General features: G+C 73.1%; 21 protein-coding genes. 15 read left to right on the top strand and 6 right to left on the bottom strand.

Translation table 11 applies throughout. From position 1 onward, the window contains the following. Positions 1-19: 19 nt before the first annotated feature. The 11 genes from ACFO0B_RS02665 to nuoN all read left to right on the top strand — a co-directional run bounded on the left by ACFO0B_RS02665 (position 20) and on the right by nuoN (position 14,789). Positions 20-727: an NADH-quinone oxidoreductase subunit C gene (locus ACFO0B_RS02665; RefSeq protein ID WP_378610861.1), complete on the top strand. Its 708-nt coding sequence runs from the start codon at positions 20-22 to the stop codon at positions 725-727. Positions 728-786: 59 nt separating this feature from the next. Next, the gene (gene nuoD, locus ACFO0B_RS02660; protein ID WP_378610860.1) at positions 787-2,064 is read left to right on the top strand and encodes an NADH dehydrogenase (quinone) subunit D; all 1,278 of its coding nucleotides are present in this window, start codon (positions 787-789) and stop codon (positions 2,062-2,064) included. Then, on the top strand, positions 2,061-2,777 hold the full coding sequence (gene nuoE / locus ACFO0B_RS02655) for an NADH-quinone oxidoreductase subunit NuoE (protein ID WP_378610656.1): 717 nt from the start codon (positions 2,061-2,063) through the stop codon (positions 2,775-2,777). The genes nuoD and nuoE overlap by 4 nt, the downstream gene beginning before the upstream one ends. A gap of 34 nt (positions 2,778-2,811) precedes the next feature. Continuing rightward, on the top strand, positions 2,812-4,176 hold the full coding sequence (gene nuoF, locus ACFO0B_RS02650; protein ID WP_378610655.1) for an NADH-quinone oxidoreductase subunit NuoF: 1,365 nt from the start codon (positions 2,812-2,814) through the stop codon (positions 4,174-4,176). Then, on the top strand, positions 4,173-6,608 hold the full coding sequence (locus tag ACFO0B_RS02645) for an NADH-quinone oxidoreductase subunit G (RefSeq protein ID WP_378610654.1): 2,436 nt from the start codon (positions 4,173-4,175) through the stop codon (positions 6,606-6,608). The genes nuoF and ACFO0B_RS02645 overlap by 4 nt, the downstream gene beginning before the upstream one ends. Before the next feature lie 34 nt (positions 6,609-6,642). Then, positions 6,643-8,508: an NADH-quinone oxidoreductase subunit NuoH gene (gene nuoH, locus ACFO0B_RS02640; RefSeq protein WP_378610653.1), complete on the top strand. Its 1,866-nt coding sequence runs from the start codon at positions 6,643-6,645 to the stop codon at positions 8,506-8,508. Positions 8,509-8,599: 91 nt separating this feature from the next. After that, complete coding sequence (locus ACFO0B_RS02635; protein ID WP_378610652.1) at positions 8,600-9,385, top strand: NADH-quinone oxidoreductase subunit J; 786 nt, start codon at positions 8,600-8,602, stop codon at positions 9,383-9,385. Next, complete coding sequence (gene nuoK, locus ACFO0B_RS02630) at positions 9,382-9,681, top strand: NADH-quinone oxidoreductase subunit NuoK (protein WP_233018424.1); 300 nt, start codon at positions 9,382-9,384, stop codon at positions 9,679-9,681. The genes ACFO0B_RS02635 and nuoK overlap by 4 nt, the downstream gene beginning before the upstream one ends. A 1-nt stretch (position 9,682) precedes the next feature. Next, the gene (gene nuoL, locus ACFO0B_RS02625; RefSeq protein WP_378610651.1) at positions 9,683-11,569 is read left to right on the top strand and encodes an NADH-quinone oxidoreductase subunit L; all 1,887 of its coding nucleotides are present in this window, start codon (positions 9,683-9,685) and stop codon (positions 11,567-11,569) included. Then, positions 11,566-13,170, top strand: coding sequence for an NADH-quinone oxidoreductase subunit M (locus tag ACFO0B_RS02620; protein ID WP_378610650.1), 1,605 nt, complete (start codon positions 11,566-11,568; stop codon positions 13,168-13,170). Before nuoL ends, ACFO0B_RS02620 begins: the two co-directional genes overlap by 4 nt. Further along, a complete protein-coding gene (gene nuoN / locus ACFO0B_RS02615) occupies positions 13,167-14,789 on the top strand; it encodes an NADH-quinone oxidoreductase subunit NuoN (protein ID WP_378610649.1) in 1,623 nt (540 codons plus the stop codon). The genes ACFO0B_RS02620 and nuoN overlap by 4 nt, the downstream gene beginning before the upstream one ends. A gap of 155 nt (positions 14,790-14,944) precedes the next feature. On the opposite strand, the gene ACFO0B_RS02610 is transcribed toward nuoN, so the two are convergent. From ACFO0B_RS02610 to ACFO0B_RS02595, 4 genes are all read right to left on the bottom strand, one after another. After that, on the bottom strand, positions 14,945-16,114 hold the full coding sequence (locus ACFO0B_RS02610; RefSeq protein ID WP_378610648.1) for a DUF418 domain-containing protein: 1,170 nt from the start codon (positions 16,112-16,114) through the stop codon (positions 14,945-14,947). Between the two features lie 17 nt (positions 16,115-16,131). After that, positions 16,132-17,802 (bottom strand): three-helix bundle dimerization domain-containing protein, encoded by a 1,671-nt coding sequence (locus ACFO0B_RS02605; RefSeq protein WP_378610647.1) that lies wholly within the window; start codon positions 17,800-17,802, stop codon positions 16,132-16,134. A 276-nt stretch (positions 17,803-18,078) separates the two neighbouring features. Beyond that, positions 18,079-19,266 carry a hypothetical protein gene (locus tag ACFO0B_RS02600; RefSeq protein WP_378610646.1) on the bottom strand — a complete coding sequence of 396 codons (1,188 nt, stop codon included), beginning with the start codon at positions 19,264-19,266 and terminating at the stop codon, positions 18,079-18,081. 14 nt (positions 19,267-19,280) lie between these two features. Continuing rightward, positions 19,281-19,877 (bottom strand): TetR/AcrR family transcriptional regulator, encoded by a 597-nt coding sequence (locus ACFO0B_RS02595; RefSeq protein WP_378610645.1) that lies wholly within the window; start codon positions 19,875-19,877, stop codon positions 19,281-19,283. Positions 19,878-19,935: 58 nt separating this feature from the next. Between ACFO0B_RS02595 and ACFO0B_RS02590 the strand changes: the two genes are divergently transcribed. Next, positions 19,936-20,361, top strand: coding sequence for a tautomerase family protein (locus tag ACFO0B_RS02590; protein WP_378610644.1), 426 nt, complete (start codon positions 19,936-19,938; stop codon positions 20,359-20,361). Between the two features lie 27 nt (positions 20,362-20,388). On the opposite strand, the gene ACFO0B_RS02585 is transcribed toward ACFO0B_RS02590, so the two are convergent. Then, complete coding sequence (locus tag ACFO0B_RS02585; RefSeq protein ID WP_378610643.1) at positions 20,389-20,877, bottom strand: putative immunity protein; 489 nt, start codon at positions 20,875-20,877, stop codon at positions 20,389-20,391. Between the two features lie 227 nt (positions 20,878-21,104). On the opposite strand from ACFO0B_RS02585, the gene ACFO0B_RS02580 reads away from it, so the two are divergent. Further along, positions 21,105-21,683, top strand: a complete 579-nt coding sequence (locus ACFO0B_RS02580) for a dihydrofolate reductase family protein (RefSeq protein WP_378610642.1) — start codon at positions 21,105-21,107, stop codon at positions 21,681-21,683. Between the two features lie 139 nt (positions 21,684-21,822). After that, complete coding sequence (locus ACFO0B_RS02575) at positions 21,823-22,911, top strand: GGDEF domain-containing protein (protein WP_378610641.1); 1,089 nt, start codon at positions 21,823-21,825, stop codon at positions 22,909-22,911. A gap of 3 nt (positions 22,912-22,914) precedes the next feature. On the opposite strand, the gene ACFO0B_RS02570 is transcribed toward ACFO0B_RS02575, so the two are convergent. Next, complete coding sequence (locus ACFO0B_RS02570; protein ID WP_378610640.1) at positions 22,915-23,115, bottom strand: hypothetical protein; 201 nt, start codon at positions 23,113-23,115, stop codon at positions 22,915-22,917. 116 nt (positions 23,116-23,231) lie between these two features. On the opposite strand from ACFO0B_RS02570, the gene ACFO0B_RS02565 reads away from it, so the two are divergent. Then, a complete protein-coding gene (locus ACFO0B_RS02565; protein ID WP_378610639.1) occupies positions 23,232-23,819 on the top strand; it encodes a DUF3558 family protein in 588 nt (195 codons plus the stop codon). Positions 23,820-23,834 lie beyond the last annotated feature (15 nt).

Raw genomic sequence — 23,834 nt, 5'->3', positions numbered from 1 at the left:
CGACCCGACCCCCGGCGGCATCGACGCCGCCGCGACCGCGGGCCCCGAGGGGACCGTTCCCGAACCGGGCGACCCCGAGGTGATCGGCGTGCGGCACGGCATGTTCGGCGTCCGCGGCACCGGCGACACCTCCGGCTACGGCGGGCTGGTCCGCCCGGTGAGCCTGCCCGGCGGCACGCAGCCCCCCTACGGCGGCTGGTTCGACGGCGCGATCGCGACGCTGCGCGCGGCGCTCGGCCCGGTGGCGCTGGAGCAGGCGCTGGAGAAGGTGATCGTCTTCCGCGGCGAGCTCACCCTGCACGTGCACCGCGCGCACCTGCCGCTGGTGGCGCGGGCACTGCGCGACGACGAGGGGCTGCGCTTCGAGCTGTGCCTGGGCGTGAACGGCGTGCACTACCCCGACGACGCGGGCCGCGAGCTGCACGCGGTCTACCAGCTGTCGTCGATCACGCACGGCTACCGGCTGCGGGTCGAGGTCGCGGCGCCGGACGCCGACCCGCACATCCCGTCGCTGTTCGAGATCTACCCGACCACCGACTGGCACGAGCGCGAGACCTACGACTTCTTCGGCATCGTCTTCGACGGGCATCCCTCGCTGACCCGCATCACCATGCCGGACGACTGGCGGGGGCACCCGCAGCGCAAGGACTACCCGCTCGGCGGGATCCCGGTCGAGTACAAGGGCGCGCGCATCCCGCCGCCCGACCAGCGGAGGGCCTACAGCTGATGAACCACACCGATATCGACAACCGCCCGAAGCACGCCAGGCCCGAGGCCGAGCCCCCGATGGTGACCCTGGCCGGGCAGGACTGGGATCAGGTCGGCGCCGTGCTGGAGAGCGTCGCCGAGGAACGCATCGTGGTGAACATGGGGCCGCAGCACCCCTCCACGCACGGCGTGCTCCGGCTGATCCTGGAGATCGAGGGCGAGACCGTGGTGGAGGCGCGCTGCGGCATCGGCTACCTGCACACCGGGATCGAGAAGAACCTGGAGTTCCGCACCTGGACCCAGGGCGTCACCTTCGTGACCCGGATGGACTACCTCTCCCCGTTCTTCAACGAGACCGCCTACTGCCTCGGCGTGGAGCGGCTGCTCGACATCACCGAGGCGATCCCGGAGCGCGCCACCGTGGTCCGGGTGCTGCTGATGGAGCTGAACCGGATCTCCTCGCACCTGGTGGCGCTGGCCACCGGCGGCATGGAGCTGGGTGCGCTCACCGCCATGCTCTTCGGTTTCCGGGAGCGCGAGCTCATCCTCGACGTCTTCGAGACGGCCACCGGCCTGCGGATGAACCACGCCTACATCCGCCCCGGCGGGCTGGCCCAGGACTTCCCGGACGAGGCCGTCACCAAGGTGCGCGACCTGCTCACGCTGCTGCCGAAGCGGCTGCGCGAGCTGGAGCTGCTGCTCAGCAGCAACCCGATCTGGAAGGCGCGCACCAAGGGCGTCGGCTACCTGGACCTGACCGGCTGCATGGCGCTCGGCATCACCGGCCCGGTGCTGCGCTCGGCCGGGCTGCCGCACGATCTGCGCCGCGCGCACCCGTACTGCGGGTACGAGAGCTACGAATTCGACATCCCGACCGCCGCCGGCTGCGACTGCTACGGCCGCTACCTGATCCGGGTGGAGGAGATGAAGGAGTCGCTCAAGATCGTCGAGCAGTGCCTGGACCGGCTGCGGCCGGGGCCGGTGATGGTGGACGACCGGAAGATCGCGTGGCCGGCCGATCTGGCCGTCGGGCCGGACGGGCTCGGCAATTCGCCGCAGCACATCGGGAAGATCATGGGGTCGTCGATGGAGGGGCTGATCCACCACTTCAAGCTGGTCACCGAGGGGGTCCGGGTACCGGCGGGGCAGGTGTACTCGGCGGTGGAGTCGCCGCGCGGCGAGCTCGGGGTGCACATGGTCTCCGACGGCGGGACCCGGCCGTACCGGGTGCACTACCGCGACCCCTCGTTCACGAATCTGCAGGCGGTCGCGGCGATGTGCGAGGGCGGGCTGGTGGCGGATGTGATCGCCGCGGTCGCCAGCATCGACCCGGTGATGGGCGGGGTGGACCGATGACCGAGATCCTGCTGCGGCTATCCACCCGCCCCGACCCGTACCCGGAGGCGGTGCGCGCGCGGCTCGCCCGCGACGCCGAGGTGATCGTCGCCCGCTACCCGCACCCGCGCTCGGCGCTGCTGCCGCTGCTGCACCTGGTGCAGGCCGAGGAGGGGTTCGTCTCGGCCACCGGCATCGATTTCTGCGCGCAGCTGCTCGGGCTGACCGCGGCCGAGGTGACCGCGGTGGCGACCTTCTACTCCATGTACCGGCGTACGCCGACCGGCGACTACCACGTCGGGGTGTGCACCAACACGCTCTGCGCGGTGCTCGGCGGGGACGCCATCGCGGCTCGGCTGCGCGAGCACCTGGGGATCGAGCACGGGCAGACCACCGCCGACGGGGCGGTCACGCTCGAGCACATCGAGTGCAACGCGGCCTGCGACTACGCGCCGGTGGTCATGGTGAACTGGGAGTTCTTCGACAACCAGACCCCGGATTCGGCGCAGGCGCTGGTTGACGCGCTGCGCGCGGGCGACCAGGTGGTGCCGACCCGCGGCGCCCCGCTCTGCCGCTTCCGCGACACCGCGCGCATCCTCGCCGGCTTCCCGGACGAGCGCCCCGGCGCCCTGGACGGCATGGCCGGTGAGCCGACCCTCGCGGGTCTCCATGTCGCCCGCGAGCAGGGCATGGCCGCACCCGAGCCGCCCGGCGGCGCGGAGGAGTCCCGGTGACCGCCCACCCCGCCGCTGTCGAGGAGTGTCCGGCATGACCACGCTGACCCCGGTGCTGAGCGAGCACTGGGACTCCCCCCGCTCCTGGACGCTGGACACCTACCACGGGCACGGCGGCTACGACGCCCTGCGCACCGCGCTCTCGATGGCCCCGGACGCGGTCATCCAGCTGGTCAAGGACTCCGGGCTGCGCGGCCGCGGCGGCGCGGGCTTCCCCACCGGCACCAAGTGGAGCTTCATCCCGCAGGGGCCGGGCCCGGACGGCACCGTTCCCCCGCACTACCTGGTGGTCAACGCCGACGAGTCGGAGCCGGGAACCTGCAAGGACATCCCGCTCATGATGGCGACCCCGCACGCCCTGGTCGAGGGCGCGATCATCGCCGCCTACGCCATCCGCGCGAGCCACGCCTTCATCTACGTGCGCGGCGAGGTGGTCCCGGTGCTGCGCCGGCTCCAGGCCGCCACCGCCCAGGCCTACGCCGCCGGCTACCTGGGCCGGGACATCCTCGGCTCGGGCTACGACCTGGAGCTGATCGTGCACGCGGGTGCGGGCGCCTACATCTGCGGCGAGGAGACGGCGCTGCTGGACTCCCTGGAGGGCAGGCGCGGCCAGCCCCGGCTGCGCCCGCCGTTCCCCGCGGTCGCCGGGCTCTACGCCCGCCCGACGGTGGTCAACAACGTGGAGTCGATCGCGAGCGTCCCGCCGATCATCCGCAACGGCGTCGACTGGTTCCGCTCGATCGGCAGCGACAAGTCTCCCGGGTTCACCCTGTACTCGCTCTCCGGCCACGTGGCCAGGCCGGGCCAGTACGAGGCGCCGCTGGGGATCACGCTGCGCGAGCTGCTCGGCTACGCGGGCGGCGTGCGGGCGGGGCACCGGGTGAAGTTCTGGACCCCGGGCGGCTCGTCGACGCCGCTGTTCACCGACGACCACCTCGACGTCCCGCTGGACTACGAGAACGTCGCCGCGGCGGGCTCCATGCTCGGCACCAAGGCGCTGCAGATCTTCGACGAGACCACCTGCGTGGTGCGCGCGGTGCTGCGCTGGACCGAGTTCTACGCGCACGAGTCCTGCGGCAAGTGCACCCCGTGCCGGGAGGGCACGTACTGGCTGGTCCAGCTGCTGCGCCGGCTGGAGACCGGGGACGGCACCGAAACCGACCTGGACACGCTGCTCGATCTCTGCGACAGCATCAACGGCAAGTCGTTCTGCGCGCTCGGCGACGGCGCGGCGAGCCCGATCCTGTCCTCGCTGAAGTACTTCCGCGCGGAGTACCTGGAGCACCTGCGCCGCGGCGCCTGCCCGTTCGACCCCGCCGCGTGCACGGCGTGGGCGGACGGCGGCTGGCAGAAAGCGGGAACGGACGCCGAACCGACAGCACAGCAGGAGACGCCATGACCGCCACCGTGCCAGGCACCGGCCGCGAGCAGGCCGTCACCGACCTGGTGACGCTGACCATCGACGACACCGAGATCAGCGTGCCGGCGGGCACGCTGCTGATCCGCGCCGCGGAACTGGTCGGCATCCAGATCCCGCGTTTCTGCGACCATCCGCTGCTGGACCCGGTCGGCGCGTGCAGGCAGTGCCTGGTGGAGGTGGAGGGGCAGCGCAAACCGGTGGCGTCCTGCACCGTCGCGGTGGCCGACGGCATGGTGGTGCGCACCCAGCTCACCTCGGCGGCGGCGGGCCGCGCCCAGGAGGGCGTGATGGAGCTGCTGCTCATCAACCACCCGCTGGACTGCCCGGTCTGCGACAAGGGCGGCGAGTGCCCGCTGCAGAACCAGGCCATGTCGTCGGGGCGCACCGAGTCCCGCTTCGACGGCGTGAAACGCACCTACCCCAAACCGATCCCGCTCTCCACCGCGGTGCTGCTGGACCGGGAGCGCTGCGTGCTGTGCGCGCGCTGCACCCGTTTCGCCCAGCAGGTGGCGGGCGACCCGTTCATCGAGCTGATGGATCGCGGTGCGCTGCAGCAGGTCGGCACCGCGGAGTCGGAGCCGCTGGACTCCTACTTCTCCGGCAACACCGTGCAGATCTGCCCGGTGGGCGCGCTCACCGGCACCGCCTACCGGTTCCGGGCGCGCCCGTTCGACCTGGTGTCGAGCCCGAGCGTGTGCGAGCACTGCGCGTCGGGGTGCGCGCAGCGCACCGACCACCGGCGCGGGAAGGTGCTGCGCCGCCTGGCCGGGGACGATCCGCAGGTCAACGAGGAGTGGAACTGCGACAAGGGCCGTTGGGCCTTCGCCTACGCCACCGAGCGCGACCGGATCACCACCCCGCTGGTCCGCGGCGCCGACGGCGAGCTGGCCCCCGCCTCCTGGTCCGAGGCGCTGGCGATCGCCGCGACCGGGTTGAGCGAGGCGCGCGGCGCGGCCGGGGTGCTGGTCGGCGGCCGGGCGACCGAGGAGGACGCCTACGCCTACGCCAAGTTCGCGCGGGTCGCGCTCGGCTCCAACGACATCGACTTCCGGGCGCGGCCGCACTCGGCGGAGGAGGCCGAGTTCCTGGCGGCGCTGGTGGCCGGACGCGGGGTCGGCGTGGACTACGCGAGCCTGGAGCGGGCGCCGATCGTGCTGCTCGCCGGGTTCGAGCCGGAGGAGGAGTCGCCGATCGTCCACCTGCGGCTGCGCAAGGCCGCCCGCACCGGCGGGCTGCCGGTCTTCGCGATCGCGCCGTTCACCGCACGCGGGCTGACCCGGATGTCGGGCAGGCTGCTGCGCACCGAGCCGGGCGGCGAGCCCGCGCTGCTGGACGCGCTGCGCACCGATTTCGGCACCGCGGCGCGGCTGCTGCGCGAGCCGGGCGCGGTGATCATGGCCGGTGAGCGGCTGGCCGCGATCCCGGGCGCGCTCTCGGCGGTGGCGCGGCTGGCGGCGGAGTCCGGCGCGGGGCTGGCGTGGGTGCCGCGGCGGGCCGGGGAGCGCGGCGCGGTGGAGGCGGGTGCGCTGCCCGGGCTGCTGCCCGGCGGGCGTCCGGTGGCGGATCCGGCGGCGCGCGGGCAGGTGGCGGCGGCGTGGGGCGGGGTCGAGCTGCCGGTGTCGGCGGGGCGCGACACCGCCGGGATCCTGGGCGCCGCGAGCGAATTGCGCGCCCTGGTGCTCGGTGGTGTCGACCTGGACGATCTGGCCGACCCGGTGGCGGCGCGCGCGGCGCTGGAGGCGGCGTCGTTCGTGGTGAGCCTGGAGCTGCGGCACAGCGCGGCCACCGAGTTCGCGGACGTGGTGTTCCCGGTGGCATCGGTGGCGGAGAAGGCGGGCACCTTCCGGAACTGGGAGGGGCGGGCACGCCCGTTCGAGGCGGCGCTGGGCGGGTCGACGGTGCGCCGCACCGCGGCCCCGCTGCCCGACCTGCGGGTGCTGCACGCGCTGGCCGAGGAGATGCGCACCCCGATCGGTTTGCGCGATGTCGCCGCGGCCCGCGCGGAGCTGGCCGGGCTCGGCCGCTGGACCGGGGCGCCGGTCGCGGCGCCCGAGCACGATCACCCGGAGCTGCCGCACCCGGAGTCCGGGTCGGCGATCCTGACCGGCTGGCGCATGCTGCTCGACCGTGGCCGCCTGCAGGACGGGGAGGACGCGCTCGCCGGTTCGGCGCGGCCCGCGGTGGTGCGGCTCTCCGCCGACACCGCCACCGAGATCGGTGCCGTAGCGGGCGAACCGGTCACGGTGCGCACCGCGCACGGTGAGATCACCCTCCCGCTCGCGATCGCCGACCTGCCCGACCGGGTGGTCTGGCTGCCCTGGAATTCGCCGGGCAGCACCGTCGGCGCGACGCTGCGCGCCCGCCCCGGCGACGTGGTCGCGATCGGCCCGGCCGACCAGGGGGACCGATGAGCGCCATGCCCGGCACTACGCGAGGAGTCCTGCGATGAACGGCGTCTTCGGCACCGACCCGCTGTGGCTGGTGCTGCTGAAAGCGGTGGGCGTCTTCGTCTTCGCCATCATGATCCCGCTGATCGCGGTGCTGGCCGAGCGCAAGGTCGTGGCCCGCATGCAGATGCGGATCGGCCCGAACCGGACCGGCCCGTTCGGCATCCTGCAGTCCATCGCCGACGGCGCCAAGATGGCGCTGAAGGAGGACATCATCCCGGCGGTGGTGGACCGGCCGATCTTCATCATGGCGCCGATCATCTCGGTGATCCCGGCGTTCATGGCCTTCGCGGTGATCCCGTTCGGCCCGGAGGTCTCGATCTTCGGGCACACCACCGCGCTGCAGCTCACCGATATGCCGGTGGCGGTGCTCTACATCCTGGCCGTCACCTCTATCGGGGTGTACGGGATCGTGCTGGCCGGCTGGTCGTCGGGCTCGACGTATCCGCTGCTGGGCGGATTGCGCTCGACCGCGCAGGTGATCTCCTACGAGATCGCCATGGCGCTCTGCTTCGCGACGGTGTTCCTGCTCTCGGGCACGATGGCGACCTCGGGGATCGTGGGCGCGCAGACCGGCACCTGGTATGTCTTCCTGCTGCTTCCCTCGTTCCTGATCTACTGCGTGGCCATGGTCGGCGAGACCAACCGGGCCCCGTTCGACCTGCCCGAGGCCGAGGGCGAGCTGGTCGGCGGCTTCCACACCGAGTACTCCTCGCTGAAGTTCGCCATGTTCATGCTGGCCGAGTACGTGAACATGGGCACCGTCTCCGCGCTGGCGACGACGCTGTTCCTGGGTGGCTGGCGGGCGCCGTGGCCGTTGAACATGTGGGAGGGCGCGAACGCGGGCTGGTGGCCGCTGCTGTGGTTCACGCTCAAGGTGTGGGCGTTCCTGTTCGTCTTCGTCTGGCTGCGCGGCACGCTGCCCCGGCTGCGCTACGACCAGTTCATGAACCTGGGCTGGAAGCTGCTCATCCCGACCGCGCTGCTCTGGGTGATGGTGGTGGCGACGGCCCGGGTGCTCGGCAACGAGGGGTATCCGGTCGAGACCCCGATCCTGGTGCTGGTCGGCCTGGCGATCACCGCGGGCATGATCGCGCTGTTCCTGCGCGCGGGCCGGGCGCCGACGATCCCGGACGAACCGGCCGAGACCGGGCCGCCGCCACCGGAGTCCGGGCGGCACGGCGCGGTGTACCTGGGGTTCCCGACCCCGCCGGTGCCCGCGGGGCTGACCCACGCCGACGCCGCGACCGGCGGGCTGCTGGAGCCGCTGGCCGGGTTCGCGGTGACGGCGGCGACGATGTTCAAGAAGCCGATCACCGAGTTCTACCCGGAGCAGAAGGTGCCGACCGCGCCCCGCTACCACGGGCGGCACCAGTTGAACCGGCACCCGGACGGGCTGGAGAAGTGCGTGGGCTGCGAGCTGTGCGCGTGGGCCTGCCCGGCGGACGCGATCTTCGTCGAGGGCGCCGACAACACCGAGGGCGAGCGGTTCTCCCCCGGTGAGCGGTACGGGCGGGTCTACCAGATCAACTACCTGCGCTGCATCGGCTGCGGGCTGTGCGTGGAGGCCTGCCCGACCCGGGCGCTGACCATGATCAACGACTACGAGCTCACCGACGACAACCGCGCGGCGCTCATCTACGAGAAGGACAAGCTGCTCGCCCCGCTGGAGCCGGGTATGCAGGCGCCGCCGCACGCCATGGTGCCGGGCACCGACGAGGGCGACTATTACCGCGCGGGCGTCACCGGCGACCTGCCCGATCCCGGCCCCGCGGCCGGGGTGGCGGCGGCACCGGTCACCACCGTGGAGCCGGTCACCGCCCCCGAGCCGGTCGCCGCCACGAGCACCGGAGGTGCCCGATGAGAACCGGTTTCGAGCTCGCTGCGGCACCGCGCCGGGCCGCGCGGAGTCCGCGCCGCGACCGTGCCGCTGCCGCCTGTCCCGGAGGTGCCCGATGAGTGCGCTGTCGACCCTGGCCGCGGACCTCCCGTCCACCGGAACCGGTGAGGCGGTGCAGTTCTGGATCCTGGCCCCGGTGGCGATCCTGGGCGCGCTCGGCATGGTCTTCGCCCGCAAGGCGGTGCACTCGGCGCTCTGCCTGGCGGCGACGATGATCATCCTGGCCATCTTCTACATCGCGCAGGACGCGCTGTTCCTCGGCGTGGTGCAGATCGTGGTCTACACCGGCGCGGTGATGATGCTGTTCCTGTTCGTGCTCATGCTGGTCGGCGTCGACTCCGCGGAGTCGCTCACCGAGACGCTGCGCGGGCAGCGGGTGGCGGCGACGGTGGTCGGACTCGGCTTCGGCGCGCTGTTCGTGGCCGGGCTCTCCCGCGGCATCCACGCGGCCGAGATCTCCCTCCCGGCCACCGGTTTCCCGGGCCGGGACGTGATCGCGGAGCTGGCCGAGCTGATCTTCCTGCGCTACGTGTGGGCCTTCGAGCTGACCGGCGCGCTGCTGATCACCGCGACCATCGGCGCCATGGTGCTGGCACACCGCGAGCGGTTCGGCCCGCGGCTGAACCAGCGCGAGCTGGCCCGGCGCCGCTTCCACGGCGGCGGCATGCGCCCGACCCCGCAGCCCACCCCCGGCGTATACGCCAGGCACAACGCCGTCGATGTCCCGGCCCGGCTGCCGGACGGCTCGTTCGCCGAGCAGTCGGTGAGCACGATCCTGCGGCAGCGCAAGGACAAGGCGCTCACCGATCCGACGGTGCTCGACGAGGAGGAGAACCGGTGAACCCCGCGAACTACCTGTTCCTGTCGGCGCTGCTGTTCACCATCGGCGCCGCGGGAGTGCTGCTGCGGCGCAACGCGATCGTGGTGTTCATGTGCGTCGAGCTCATGCTGAACGCGGTGAACCTGGCGTTCGTGACCTTCGCCCGCCTGCACGCGAACCTGGAGGGCCAGGTCTTCGCCTTCTTCACCATGGTGGTGGCCGCGGCCGAGGTGGTGGTGGGGCTGGCGATCATCATGACCATCTTCCGTGCCCGCCGCTCGACCTCGGTCGACGACGCCAGTCTGCTGCGGTTCTGACATGGATACCGTGACGCTCTGGCTGCTGCCCGCGCTGCCGCTGGCAGGCGCGGCCGTCCTGCTGCTGCTCGGCCGCCGCGCCGACCGCTGGGGCCACTGGCTCGGCTGCGCGACCGCGCTGGCCGCCTTCGCGCTGGCCGCGGCGGCGTTCGTGGCCATGCTCGGCCGGGCCACGGCCGACCGCGCGATCGCCGCCGACCTGTACTCCTGGGTCCCGGCGGACGGCCTGCAGGTGGATCTGGCGCTGCGCCTGGACCAGCTCTCGATGTGCTTCGTGCTGCTGATCACCGGCGTCGGCTCACTGATCCACATCTACTCGACCGGCTACATGAAGGACGACCCGGGCCGCCGCCGCTTCTTCGGCTTCCTGAACCTGTTCCTCGGCGCCATGCTGCTGCTGGTGCTCGCGGACAACTTCCTGGTGCTGTACCTGGGCTGGGAGGGTGTCGGGCTGGCCTCGTACCTGCTGATCGGGTTCTGGTTCCACAAGCCGTCGGCCGCGACCGCGGCGAAGAAGGCGTTCGTGGTGAACCGGGTCGGCGACACCGGCCTGGCGATCGCGATGATGGTCATGTTCGCCACCTTCGGCTCGGTCGACTTCGGCACCGTCTTCGCCGGGGTGCCGGGCGCGAGCGAGGGGACGGTGCTGGCGCTGGGGCTGCTGCTCCTGCTGGCGGCGTGCGGCAAGTCGGCGCAGGTGCCGCTGCAGTCCTGGCTCGGCGACGCCATGGAGGGCCCGACCCCGGTCTCGGCGCTCATCCACGCCGCCACCATGGTCACCGCGGGCGTCTACCTGATCGCCCGCTGCCACGCCGTCTACGACCTCTCCGCGGGCGCCAGGCTGGCGGTGGTGCTGGTCGGGGCGGTGACGCTGCTCTTCGGCGCGATCATCGGCTGCGCCAAGGACGACATCAAGAAGGCGCTGGCCGCCTCCACCATGAGCCAGATCGGCTACATGGTGCTGGCCGCGGGGCTCGGCCCGGCCGGGTACGCCTTCGCCATCCTGCACCTGCTCACGCACGGTTTCTTCAAGGCGGGGCTGTTCCTCGGCGCCGGGTCGGTCATGCACGCCATGAACGACGAGACCGACATGCGCCGCTACGGCGCGCTGCGGGCGGCGCTGCCGATCACCTTCGCCACCTTCGGGCTCGGCTACCTGGCGATCATCGGGGTGCCGCCGTTCGCCGGGTTCTTCTCCAAGGACAAGATCATCGAGGCGGCCTTCGCCGAGCCGGGCGCGGCCGGGCTCGCGCTCGGCGCGGTCACGCTGCTCGGCGCCGGGCTGACCGCGTTCTACATGACCAGGGTCATGCTGCTCACCTTCTTCGGTGAGCGCCGCTGGGCCGAGGACGCGCACCCGCACGAGGCGCCTGCCTCGATGACCGGGCCGATGATCGTGCTGGCGTTCGGCTCGGTCGGCGCGGGCGGGCTGCTGGTGATCGGCTCCGGCTTGCAGACCTGGCTGGCCCCGGTGGTCGGCGAGGCGCACGGCGAGCACACGATCCCGGCCTGGGTGGTGACGCTGCTGGCGCTGGCCACGGTCGCCGTCGGCGTCGCGGTGACGGTGCGGCGCTACGGGCGGCGCCCGGTGCCGCGCACCGCACCGGAGCCGGTGTCGGCGCTGACCACCGCGGCGCGGCGTGACCTCTACGGCGACGCGGTGAACGAGGCGGCGTTCATGCGGCCCGGGCAGCACCTGACCCGGTCGCTGGTCTTCGTCGACGCCCGCGGGATCGACGGCGTGGTGAACAGCACCGCGGCCGGGATCGGCGGGCTCTCGGCCCGGTTGCGGCGCGCGCAGACCGGTTTCGTGCGCTCCTACGCGCTGTCCATGTTCACCGGCGCGGCCCTGGTGGCCGCAGCCCTGCTGGCGGTGAGGATCTGGTGAACGATATCCCCTGGTTGACGGTGCTCTGGCTGGTCCCGGCCGGAGGTGCGCTGCTGGCTGCGGTGATGCCTGCCGCGCGCCCGGCCGCGGCGCGCTACGTCGCGCTCGGCGCGGCGCTGCTCACGCTGGCGGTGGCGGCCGGGGTGGCGGTGGGTTTCGAGCCGGGCGCGGGCCGCTACCAGTTCGTCGAGGAGCACGAGTGGATCCCGGCCTTCGGTGCCGGCTACACCCTGGGCGTGGACGGCATCGCGCTGGTGCTGGTGCTGCTCACCGCCGCGCTCATGCCGTTGCTGCTGCTCGCGGGCTGGCACGACGGCCGCGCCGCGGGGGCGGGGCCGCGCGCCGCGCACACCTATGTGGCGCTGATGCTGGTGGTCGAGGCGATGGTGCTGCTCTCCTTCACCTCGCTGGACATCCTGCTGTTCTACGTGTTCTTCGAGGCCATGCTGATCCCGATGTACTTCCTGATCGGCGGTTTCGGCCCGCGCACCGGCGACGAGCAGGCGCGCCAGCAGCGTTCGCGAGCGGCGGTGAAGTTCCTGCTGTACAACCTGTTCGGCGGGCTGGTGATGCTGGCGGCGGTGATCGGGCTGTACGTGCTCACCGCGCGCGAGGGGCTGGGCGTGGACGGCGGCGGCACCTTCGACATGCGGATCGTGGCGGAGGCGGCGGCGAACGGGCAGCTCGGCGCGGCGGCGCCGGTGCTGGACGCGCTGTTCCTCGGCTTCCTGTTCGCCTTCGCGGTGAAGGCGCCGCTGTGGCCGCTGCACACCTGGCTGCCCGGCGCGGCGGTGGCCGCGACCCCGGCGGGCGCGGTGCTGATGATGGCGGTGGTGGACAAGGTCGGCACCTTCGGCATGCTGCGCTACAGCCTGCCGCTGTTCCCGGACTCCGCGCGCTCCTACGCGCCGGTGATCGTCACCCTGGCGGTGGTCGGCATCCTGTACGGGGCGCTGCTGGCGATCGGGCAGACCGACATCATGCGGCTCATCGCCTACACCTCGATCTCGCACTTCGGTTTCATCATCCTCGGCATCTTCGCCATGACCGGGCAGGCCCAGACCGGCGCCACGCTCTACATGGTGAACCACGGGATCTCCACGGCGGCACTGTTCCTGGTGGCCGGGTTCCTGGTGTCGCGGCGGGGCAGCACGCTGATCGCCGACTACGGCGGGGTGCAGAAGGTGGCTCCGGTGCTGGCGGGCAGCTTCTTCGTGGCCGGGCTGGCGACGCTGTCGCTGCCCGGGCTGGCGCCGTTCGTCAGCGAGTTCCTGGTCCTGGTCGGCACCTTCACCCGCTACCAGGTGGCGGCGATCGTGGCGGCGGGTGCGCTGGTGCTGGCCGCGATCTACATCCTGTGGCTGTACCAGCGGCTGATGACCGGGCCGGTGCGGGAGGAGAACGCGACGCTGCCGGATCTGGTGCCGCGCGAGCTGCTGGTGGTGGCGCCGCTGCTGGCCGCGCTGCTCGTCCTCGGCGTGTATCCGAAGCCGGTGCTGGAGCTGGTGGATCCCGCGGTCCAGCAGACGCTGACCTCGGTCGGCGTGCAGGACCCGGTGCCCGCTGTTCCGTCGGCGAATGCCGGGAAGGAACCGAAATGAGCTCTCCGACGATGTCTCTCGCCGCCGCGCTGCCCGCGCCGAGTATCGAGTACGGGCTGCTCTCCCCCATGCTGCTGGTCTTCGCGGCCGGGGTGCTCGGGGTGCTGGTGGAGGCGTTCGCGCCGCGCAGGTCGCGCTACACCCTGCATCTGGTGCTGGCGCTGTCCGCGCTGGTGGCGGCGTTCGTGGCGGTGCTGCTGCTGGCGGGCACCTCGGCGACGGCGGTGGCGGGCGCGGTCGCGGTGGACGGGGTCACGCTGTTCCTGCAGGGCGCGATCCTGGTGGTCGCGCTGCTCGGGGTGGTTTTCGCCGCCGAGCGCGGCTTCCCCGCGCCCGGCCGGGCCCGCTCGGGGCCGGGCACCTGGAGCGCGGCGGCCGCCCAGCACGCCGCGCGCCGGGTGGACGCCTTCACCCCGCAGGCCGCGGCGGTACCGGGCGGGGCCGACGAGGACGCGGCCGCGCGCGCCGGGATCGCCGCCACCGAGGTGTTCCCGCTGCTGCTGCTCGCGGTGGGCGGGCTGCTGCTCTTCCCGGCCTCGAACGACCTGCTGACCATGTTCGTCGCGCTCGAGGTGCTCTCGCTGCCGCTGTATCTGCTGTGCGGGCTGGCCCGGTATCGGCGGCTGCTCTCGCAGGAGGCGGCGCTGAAATATTTCCTGCTGGGCGCCTTCTCGTCGGCGTTCTTCCTGTACGGGGTGGCGCTGCTGTACGGGGCGGCGGGCACGGTGCGGTTGAGCGGGATCGGCGACGCGCTGGCCGGGCAGTCCGGGGAGCCGCTGCTGGCGCTGCTCGGGGTCGGCATGCTGGCGGTGGGGTTGCTGTTCAAGGTGGGGGCGGTGCCGTTCCAGGCGTGGGTGCCCGACGTCTACCAGGGTGCGCCGACGCCGGTGACGGCGTTCATGGCGGCGGCGACCAAGATCGCGGCGATCGGCGCGCTGGTGCGGGTGCTCACGGTCGCGGTGCCGTCGCTGCGCGACGACTGGCGTCCGGTGCTGGCGGCGGTGTGCATCGCGACCATGGTGCTGGGCGCGGTCATGGCGGTCACCCAGACCGATGTGAAGCGGATGCTGGCGTATTCGTCGGTGGCGCACGCCGGTTTCCTGCTCACCGGCGTGGTCGCCGCCGACGACGCGGGCACCGCGGCGCTGCTGTTCTACCTGGCCGTCTACGGCCTCGGCACGCTCGCCGCCTTCGCCGCGGTGGCGCTGGTGCGCGCCCCCGACGGGTCGGAGGCGACCGCGCTGGCCGACTGGGCCGGGCTCGGCCGGCGCAACCCGTGGCTGGCCGGCGCCTTCGCACTGCTCCTGCTCTCCTTCGCCGGAATCCCGCTCACCAGTGGCTTCGTCGCCAAGTTCGCGGTGTTCGGGGCGGCGGCCGGGGCGGACGCGGCGGTGCTGGTGATCGTCGGCGTGCTGTGCAGCGCGGTGGCGGCGTTCTTCTACGTGCGGGTGATCGTGATGATGTTCTTCACCGATCCGCCCGCGGACGGGCCGTCCGTCATCACCCCCGCGCCGACCACCGCGGTGGTGGCGGTGGGCTCGGTCGCCACGCTGCTGCTCGGGGTGTTCCCGCAGCCGCTGCTCGAGCTCGCCGAGCGGGCGGCGGTGTTCGTGCGCTGAGAGGTCAGGACAGGAGCAGCGCCAGGGCGGCCAGCAGCCAGAGCAACTGGTACTGCAACAGAACGGGGGGCTGGTATGTGTCCATCGGGGATTCCTTCGGCGCGCTGATCCACTCACGGTAGGGCCGATGGTCGGCGCGCGACAGCCGTGACTTGTCACGCCCCCTGATCGATCCGCCAGGGTGCCAGCGTGTTGTAGGTGACCGCGCGCAGCAGCCACTCGACCGGGCCGTACGGGTGCTGCGCCAGCCACCGGCTGCTCGCCGTGTAGAGCGCCGCCACGATCAGCACCGAGACCCCGAGTACCGCGAGCGGCGGCAGCTCGTCGGCGAGCGCGAACCCGTATCCGGTGAGCACCAGCATGAGCAGCACCGACTGGGCGATGTAGTTGCTGGCGGCCATCCGCCCGGCGGGCGCGAGGATCGCGGTCACCCGCGCGCCGGAGCGGCTGGTCGCGAGCAGCGCGATGCCCGCCAGGTAGGCGGCGGCCATCAGCGGATCGACTGCCCCCTGCACACTGCCCCAGTAGTCGGGCGCATCCCACCAGCCCAGATGGTTCACGAACGTCACCGCCGAGACCGGCACACCCACCGCCAGGCCGCCGACGAGCACCCACGGGGCCCGGCGCCGCAGCCTCGCGGTGTCGGTGAGCAGCCCGCGCCGCCCCGCTACCAGGCCGAGCAGGAGCATGGCGAAGGACGGAACAGCCTGCGCCACCCAGACCAGGATCAGGAAGAACGGCGCCAGCTCGGTCTGGGCGGCGAGCGTCGAGGAGAACGAGCCGGCGTACCGCTGGGCGTAGCCGGGCAGGTCGAGCGCGGAGTAGACGTCCCGCGTGTCGTTGTCGGGCAGCAGCCAGAGCGCGGTCCACGCCACCAGCAGTGCGCCCGCCAGGATCACCGCGGTGCGGTCCCCGATCCCGCGCAGCGCGACCAGCAGCAGCCCGAGCACCCCGAACAGGGTGAGGATGTCGTTGAGCCAGAGCAGCTCGACGTGCAGCACGCCGAGCGTCAGCAGCGCGAGGCAGCGCCGCACCAGCCGCGGCGCCGGCGCCACCCCGGCGCGCTCGGCGGCCGCGATCTGCAGCGTGAACGCGTACCCGAACAGGAACGCGAACAGCAGGTAGAAGCGGCCGGAGAAGAACGCGATCACGGTGGCGTCGGTGAGGTGGTCGGCGGTGCCGTCGAACAGCGGGTACCAGTCGTCGGGGGTGCCGCCGATCGACCAGAACGCGCTCGCCACATTCATATTCGTCACGCAGATGCCGAAGAGCGCGAACCCGCGCACGGTGTCGAGCACCGTGCTGCGCGCCGTCGTGTCGATCACGATCGAACTCTAGGTGCTCACCGGTAGGTGGCGGCGACTCCGTCGATCATGCGCTCCAGCGTCTCCGAGGTCGGGGTGTCGACGACGTCGATCAGGTCGGCCGCGACCGGGATCCGGTGCCGCTCGGCGACGGCGGCGAAACCGCCGGTGCGAAAGCCGTGTTCGGCGGCGAGGCGCTGCAGGTCGGGGTCGGTGCTGAGCAGTTCGCCGACCCGGTCCCCTGCCTCGCCGAGCGGGATCACCGTGTGCTGGGAGAGCACGGTCGGCGAGGGGTAGGCGAGCACCATGCCCGGTTTCGTCTGCCCCGCGACCGCGGCCTCCACGAACTGGGATTCGTAGATCCACACCAGGGGCGCGGGACCCATTCCGGCGGCGAGGTATTCGCGGAACGGCCCCTCGCTGGTGCCCTCGGTGCGGCCCTGGCCGGCGAAGAGCCTGCCGAGCAGCGGCAGGACCCGGCGCTCGGCGTCCGCGTCGGCGACGACGGCGTTGTCGTTGGCGACGAAGCCGGCGACGGCCAGGTACATGGCGGCGGAGTTCGAGGTGCGCGGGTCGGTGGTGGAGACGAGGACGTTCTTGCGCACGGGGTAGGTGGTGTTGCCCGGGAGCCGCTCCCATTCGACGTTGTCGCGCACCAGTTGCAGGTAGCGGGCGATGTCCAGGGTCGGGATCGGGCCGGGGCGGATCACGCCCGCCGCGGTGAGCGCCTCCACGATCGGGGTGAAGGTGGCGACGGCCATGGGCGAGGAGAAGGGGGTGTAGGTCGTCGCGATGTTCTGTTCGCGCTGGATGCGATCCGCTGCCGTCGCGCTGGAGGGGAAGACGAACTCGTAGCCGTCGAGGTCCAGGGTGGCGATCCGGCGGGAGCCTGCCGGTTCCACCTGGACGGTCAGGCCGTGGCGGGAGAAGACCTCCGCGACCCGGGGGTCGGCGAAGAACTCCGCTTTCTCCGAGCCGACGAGGCCGCGCACGGTGACCGGGGTGGTCCCGGCGACCGGGGCCGGGGTGTCGTCGCCGGGCCGGGTGGCGGCGACGCCGAGTACCGCGGTGAGGACCAGGACGAGGCCGACGACCAGGGGGACGACCGGGCGTTCGACGGCCCACTTGCGGGCGACGCCGAAGAAGCTGAGGTGCTCGTCGGGGGTGGCGGGGATCGTGATGAACGGGATCTCCGGGGCCGCGTGCCGGGGGCCGGTGCGGGGTTCGCCGGTGCCGTTCGCCGGGGTGGGGGTGTCGGCGGGGTCCTTGCGGATTCCGTTGCCGCCGGCGGGGTGCTGCTCCGGGCCTGCGGGTCCCGTTCCCGGTGCCGATGTGACGTTCGCTGTCGCTCCGGCGGCATCCGGGTGCGACTCGGCCTGCACGGCCGCGATGGCGGTCTCGGCGCCGCTGTGCACAGCGGAGCCGACGGCATGTTCCTCGCCGCTCGGTCTCTCCGTCGACACCGGCTCCGGGGCGACGGTCACCCGCTCCGCGGCGGGGAGCTGCTCGAGTTCGCGGCGCGCGACGCGCTCGATGAGGATCGGGACGAACTCGCGCACGGGGTGCCCGGCGAACCGGGCGCGCACCGACTGCACGGTGCGTTCGATCCGATCGGCGGCGTGCGTGTCCGCGAAGTTCTCCGCCAGCGTGTCCGTCACCCGCCGGATCGCCTGTTCCTCGCGGTTTCCGCCGTCCGCCTCGTCACCCACCACAGTCTCCTCACCTCGCCCGAATTCGCCCGCGCGAGGCCGCCCCTGCCGCCGCGCCGCGGGAACCCTACTACCGGCAGGTGTCGGGGGCGTGCATCGCCGGAGGGTCGAATGCGTTGCGCGGACACCTGTTTCGCGGTGCCCGCCACGGCGGAAAGCGCTGGTCCGCAGCGGAACCCGGGCGGCGGCGACCGCGCGGCGAACGAGGATGTCGCAGCGAAGATTTCACCTGTTCTCCGCCCGGGCGACGATCGGCGTTCGGGCCGCGTTACCCGCTCAGCGCGGCTGGGCGAGCAGTGCGTCGAGCTGCTGCTCGGCTCGTTCGGCCCTGGCCAGGGTCTGGGCGCGGGCCTCGTTCAGGGCCTGCGCGCGGCGGGCCGCGTCGGCCTCGGCCTTGGCGAGCGCGGCCGCTGATTCCCGGCGCAGCTCGGTCAGCTGCTCCGCCGCCGTCCGCCGGGTCTCGGCGAGTTCGGCTCGCACGGCGCCGGTTTCGGCGCGAGCGGCGTCGAGGTCGGAGCGCACGGACCCGGTCTCGGCACGTGCCGAGTCGAGTTCGGTTCGTACCGTCCTGGTTTCGGCGCGAGCGGCGTCGAGTTCGGCGCGCAGCCGCTCCACGTCCCGGCGCGCGCCGGCGAGCGCTTCGCCGCGCTCGGCGGCGATCTCCTCGGCGCGCTGCGCGGCGCGTTCGGCGTCGGCGGCGCGCTGGTCGGCGCGCGCGGTGTCGGCGGCGGCGGCGCCGATCCGGTCGACGGCCTCGGTGCGGACCCGCTGGATCTCGGCGGCGGCGTGCTCCTCGGCCGCCGAGACGCGCTGGTGTGCTTCGGATTCGATGTGCTCGCGGGCGGTGTCGAGTTCGGCGCGGGCGGCGGCGATCCGCTCGTCGGCGCCGCTGCGCGCGGCGAAGACGTCCTCGGCGGCCTGCGCGGTGATCCGCCCGACCCCGGCGAGTGCCTCGGCGCGGGCGGCGTCGGCCGCGGCCACCGCCGCCTCCGCGCGTTCGGCGGCGGCCGCGGCGTCGTCGGCGGCGGCTTCGGCGGCCGCGCGCGCCTCCACGGCGGTGCGGCGCCGCTGCTCGGCGTCGGCGGCGGCGACCTCGGCCTCGGCGATCCGGCGGCCGGCCTCGGCCTGGGCGGCCTGCACCTGGGCTTCGGCGACCGAGGGGTCGGCCAGGGTGCCGAGTTCGGTGGCCGCGGCGCCGAGCGTGGTGCTGAGCTGCTCGGCGAGGGTCCGGAACTGCCCGAGCAGTTCGTCGGCGCGCAGCCGAGCCGCCGTCACCGGCGCACCATCCGTCACAGTGACAGCGGGCGCGTCTTCGGTGGCGCTCTCCAGCTGGCGCTGCCGCTCACGCCAGGCCCGCCAGCGGGTGTGGTCGGGGTGGTCGCAGTACTCCGACGGCCTGCCGGGGCCGCCGCTGCGGGTGACGGGCCGGTGGCAGCCCGGATAGTTGCACATGCTCGATGCCACAGGGCGCATCGTAGCTAGGCGGGCGCGGCGGGGAGGACAGCGCGGACGGCGGCTTCGAGCGCGTCGGCGATCCGATCGAGGGGGTCGATGGCACGCTGGGCCCGGCACACCGCGACGCTGCCCTCGATGGCGGCCACCACGAGCGCCGCGGTGCGGGCCGCGTCCTCGATGGTGGCGCCGTGCTCGCGCAGCGCGGCGGCGAGCAGGTCGGTCCAGCGGGCGAAGGCGGCCGCGGCGGCGTGGCGGGGTTCGGCGTCGAGGTCGGGGTGCTCCTCGACCGCGACGGCGAGCACCGGGCAGCCCGCCTGGAAGTCGCTGTCCAGCACGATGCCGCGCCAGGTGGCGACGAAGGCGCGCAGCCCGGCGATCGGGCCCGCCGCGAGTTCGCGGGTGAGGGTGCGGGCGATGAGCCCGTCGGCGAGGCGGACCGCCTCCGCGGCCAGCTGCGCCTTGCCGCCAGGGAAGTAGTGGTAGGTCGAGCCGAGCGGGGCGCCGGTGTGTTTGGCGAGTTCCCGCACGCTGGTGGCGTTGTAGCCGCGGCGGCGCAGCATGTCCGCCGCGCCCGCCACCATCCGGTCGCGCTGTTCGGGCACAGCTACCTCCTTGCTCATAACGACTGTCATAGCGTACCGTTCCCAGGGATATAACAGTCGTCATAAGGAGTTCGACATGCCGTTCATCCAGCTGACCCTGCCCGCCGGTGTCCTCGACGAGCGCGCCCGCCGCGGGCTGCGCGACACCCTCGCCGCGACGCTGCTGCACTGGGAGGGCGCGCCGGACACCGACTTCTTCCGCGCGCAGGCGTGGGCGCAGATCCAGGAGGTCCCGGGGAGCGATTTCGGGGCGCTCGGCGACGACCTGCCGCGCTTCCGGGTGGATGTCACCGTTCCCGAGGGCGCGCTCTCGGATCGCCGCCGGGCGGGGCTGGTCCAGCAGGCCACCGCCGATGTGCTGGCCGCGGCGGGGTTGCCCGCCGATGACGCGCCGCGGGTGTGGGTGCTGGTGCGCGAGCAGCCGGAGGGCACCTGGGGCGCGGCGGGGACCGTCATCCGCTACGCGGATCTGAAGGCGGCGGCTGCCCAGCAGCGCGCCTGACCGGCCGGGTTCGCCGGGTGCGGCCGGTCAGGGCCGCAGCCTGCGATCCAGTTCGCGGAGCAGCGCGCCCGCGCGGCCGCGTCCGGGCGGGGCGGGCGGGTAGCGGCGCAGCACGGTGATCACCGCCGGGGCGGGTGCGACGGCCGGTGGTTCTTCGGAGCCGTCGAGTTCGGCGGCGTGCGCGGCGAAGGCGGCCGCGCCGAGGATGTGCCAGACCTGGGTGGCTTTCGCGATCGGGTGCAGGTAGGCGGCGCTCGCCGCCGCCACGGCGGCTCGGGCGGCTTCGCTCGCGGCGGGCTGTCCGGTGTCGCGGGCTTCCCGGTAGGCCCGCTGTGCCGCCCAGGCCGCGTCCCGGAGCTGCCTGGTGCGGGGCCCGCCCTCGGCGAATGCGCGGGCCGCCTCGACGGCCAGGCGGGGGCGGGGGTCGCCGGGGCGGTGGTGTTCGTAGCGGGTGAGGGCGGGTTCGGCGCAGGTGACGGCGTAGGCGGTGACGGCGCGGAGTTCGTCGAGGTCCATGTGGTTCGACCGTATCGTTGAACGGCTGGTTGACGGTTCGGTGCGCGCGAGCGGGGAAAATGGGGCGCGGACCTTCGACCGTGGGTGCCGCGCGCGCTCGACGACCCCGAGCCGTGCGGCTACCTCGACCGGCTGCGCCACGCGGTCCGCCGCGCCGCGATGAGTTTCGCGCCGGGACCCCGTCTGCACCGGCGAACCCCGAGCCCGCCGGATCCGAGGAGCGCCGCATGACCGCCACCTACACCTTCGACGTCTACTCCACCCTGGACGGCTTCGCCTCCTACGACGAGCACGGCGACTGGGGCGGTTACTGGAGCAAGGAGGGCCCGGAGTTCCTGGCCCACCGCGCGACCGTGCTCGGCGCGGACCAGCGCATGGTGCTCGGCGCGAACACCTTCCGGCAGTTCGTGGCGCTGCTCGGCCCGATCGACCCGGCCGAGCTGGACCCGGTGAACGCCCGCATGCGCAGCATGCCGACCACGGTGGTCTCGACGACCCTGCCCGGTACCGGCGACTGGCCGGACGCCACCCTGGTCCGGGGCGACGCCGTGCGGGTCGTGGCCGAGCTCAAAGCGGAGTCCGCGGTGCCGCTGCGCTCGCACGGCAGCCTGTCGCTGAACCGGTCGCTGCTGGCGGCGGGGCTGATCGACCGGGTCCAGGTGACGATCTTCCCGGTACTCTCCGGGCGGACCGGGGCCGAGCGGATCTTCGAGGGCGTCGCCGACTTCGACCTCGAGCTGCTGGAGAGCCGCACCTTCGACGGCCGGATCCAGGAGCTCGTCTATCGCCCCTCCCGGCACGGCTGACTCCGGTGTCGTCGGGCCATGTCCGATCCGGATCACCGGGGTCCGGCCTAGACTGCTGCGCATGAGCTGACGGGAGTCGCTGGACTCCGACGCTCGGCACGGGGACGGTGGACGGCGCGGTCGGACCGAGGGTGGCTGGATGAACGACGGCAAGACGCTGCTGGCCTGGTGGAACGATCCGGTCGACTACGCGTGGCTGGTGGACACCCTGGCGGCGCGGTCGGCGCTGGGCCCGCTCCGGCTGCTGGTCGGGCTCGCCGGGCTGTCGATCGCGGTGATGGGGGCGGTGATCGCGGGCACGCCGATCGGGCCGGCGCATCCGGTGGTCACCTCGACGGTCGGGGTGGGGGCCGGACTGCTGTGGGCGCTGCGCTGGTGGTTGCTGCCGTGGCCGGGGAGCACCGAGTCGCTGGTGCTGATCGGGATCGCGGACGTGCTGTTCACCGTGGAGTTCCTGCAGGTGCCGGATCGGCTGTTCGGGGCGATGGGTGCGGTGCTGCTCGTGGTCACCGGCAGTTACCTGGGGTTCTTCCACAGTGCGCGGGCGCTGGCGGTGCACACCGCGTGGTCGCTGCTGTCGGTGATCGTGTTCTCGGTGCGGATCGCGACCGGCGGGCACGACGTGCGGTTGGCGCTCGCTGTCGGGTTGCTGCTGATCGCGGCTGTGGTGAGCGTGCTGCCCGCGCTGCAGATCCTGTACTGGCTGCTGCGCACCGAGTCATTGTCGGATCCGCTCACCGAACTGCTCAACCGCCGCGGTCTGGAGATCCGGCTCCCCCGGCTGATGCGCGGCTACCCCGCCGTCTGCGTGATCGCCTTCGACATCGACCGGTTCAAGGAGGTCAACGACACCTGGGGGCACCGGGTCGGCGACACCGTGCTGGTCAGCACCGCGCGCAGGCTGCACGAGGCGGCGGGGACGCCAGCGGTGGTGGCGCGGACCGGCGGCGAGGAGTTCGTCGTCGCCGTCCCGCTCGGCGCGGTCGCCGCGCGCGCCGAGGCCGAGCGGTTGTGCCGCGCGGTGGCCGAGCCGGGCTCGACCGAGGTGGAGGTGACCGCCAGCGTCGGGGTGGCGGTCTTCGACACCGCCGCCTGCCCGGACTGTCCGCGCCCGACTCCCGAGCGGCTGCTGCACGCCGCCGATGCCGCCATGTACCGGGCCAAGCAGGCGGGCGGGAACCACGTGGTCGTCGACGAGCTCACACTGCCGCCGGAGCACCGGCACTGAGATTCAGAGCAGTTCGACCTCGTCGAACTCGGCGGTCAGGCTGTGCCTGCGGCCGCGCAGCACGCCGCCCTCGCGGTGCACGACGCCTTCGTGCAGTTCGAGGCGCAGGCGGGCGCGGCGGACGTCGACCTCGCGCACGACGCCGCAGACGCCGCCGAACGGTCCCCGCGGGAAGTAGACGACGTCGCCGGCACCGAATTCCACAGCGCCACAATAACGTGTGCTCACGGCGCTCATCAGCCGCCGACGCGGATCGGGCCGCACCGGGTTCGTCTATGGTCGGGAAGCAGCGGTAACCGGGCGACGCACGGAGGGCGACGATGCACGAACGGGCCAGGGGCGGGGCGCTCGCGGCATTGCTGGCAGGCACACTGCTGACGGGCTGCACGACCGGCACCTCCGAATCCACCCCGCCCGTGTCAGCGCCGCCCGCCCGCTCCACCGCGCAGCCGCCGCCCGCACCGTGGACCGTCGCCGACCTGACCCAGCACCCGTGCGCGGTCCTCGACGACGCCGACCTGGCCCGGTTCGTCCTCGACCCCGGCGCGACCCGCGCCGACACCCCGCCGCGGTCGCTGCCGCGCTGCGCCTGGTTCTCGGTGCAGAGCTCCCCGACGGGCCGGTTCACCATCGGCTTCACCCCGCGCCCGACCGATTCCACCGATCCGGCGCGCCGCGCGCCCGGCCCGGCGGAGTCCTCGATCACCATCGCCGACCGGCGCGCCGTGCTCGAACCGGAGACGCGCCCGGACGGCCGGATCGGCGGCTGCTCGGTGGAGGTCGCCGTCCCGTCGGGTGGGTCGTTCGCGCTCGGCATCGTCGCCTCCGGCATCGCCACCGGCGTGGACTGGGATGTCTGCGCCGAGACGATCGCCGTCGCGACCGGCATCAGCGCCCGCCTGCGCTGAGCACCGCGGCGCGGG

Source organism: Nocardia jiangsuensis (genome assembly GCF_042650385.1).
Taxonomy (GTDB): domain Bacteria; phylum Actinomycetota; class Actinomycetes; order Mycobacteriales; family Mycobacteriaceae; genus Nocardia; species Nocardia jiangsuensis.
Note: the sequence above shows the minus strand (reverse complement) of the source record. Positions and strands in the feature narration are given on the sequence as shown.

Bases quoted from the DNA above. Each gene is read 5' to 3' on its own strand.
- nuoD (WP_378610860.1), top strand. From the start codon at position 787: ATGGTGACCCTGGCCGGGCAGGACTGGGATCAGGTCGGCGCCGTGCTG.
- nuoE (WP_378610656.1), top strand. From the start codon at position 2,061: ATGACCGAGATCCTGCTGCGGCTATCCACCCGCCCCGACCCGTACCCG.
- nuoF (WP_378610655.1), top strand. From the start codon at position 2,812: ATGACCACGCTGACCCCGGTGCTGAGCGAGCACTGGGACTCCCCCCGC.
- ACFO0B_RS02645 (WP_378610654.1), top strand. From the start codon at position 4,173: ATGACCGCCACCGTGCCAGGCACCGGCCGCGAGCAGGCCGTCACCGAC.
- nuoH (WP_378610653.1), top strand. From the start codon at position 6,643: ATGAACGGCGTCTTCGGCACCGACCCGCTGTGGCTGGTGCTGCTGAAA.
- ACFO0B_RS02635 (WP_378610652.1), top strand. From the start codon at position 8,600: ATGAGTGCGCTGTCGACCCTGGCCGCGGACCTCCCGTCCACCGGAACC.
- nuoL (WP_378610651.1), top strand. From the start codon at position 9,683: ATGGATACCGTGACGCTCTGGCTGCTGCCCGCGCTGCCGCTGGCAGGC.
- nuoN (WP_378610649.1), top strand. From the start codon at position 13,167: ATGAGCTCTCCGACGATGTCTCTCGCCGCCGCGCTGCCCGCGCCGAGT.
- ACFO0B_RS02595 (WP_378610645.1), bottom strand. From the start codon at position 19,877: ATGAGCAAGGAGGTAGCTGTGCCCGAACAGCGCGACCGGATGGTGGCG.
- ACFO0B_RS02590 (WP_378610644.1), top strand. From the start codon at position 19,936: ATGCCGTTCATCCAGCTGACCCTGCCCGCCGGTGTCCTCGACGAGCGC.
- ACFO0B_RS02585 (WP_378610643.1), bottom strand. From the start codon at position 20,877: ATGGACCTCGACGAACTCCGCGCCGTCACCGCCTACGCCGTCACCTGC.
- ACFO0B_RS02580 (WP_378610642.1), top strand. From the start codon at position 21,105: ATGACCGCCACCTACACCTTCGACGTCTACTCCACCCTGGACGGCTTC.
- ACFO0B_RS02575 (WP_378610641.1), top strand. From the start codon at position 21,823: ATGAACGACGGCAAGACGCTGCTGGCCTGGTGGAACGATCCGGTCGAC.
- ACFO0B_RS02565 (WP_378610639.1), top strand. From the start codon at position 23,232: ATGCACGAACGGGCCAGGGGCGGGGCGCTCGCGGCATTGCTGGCAGGC.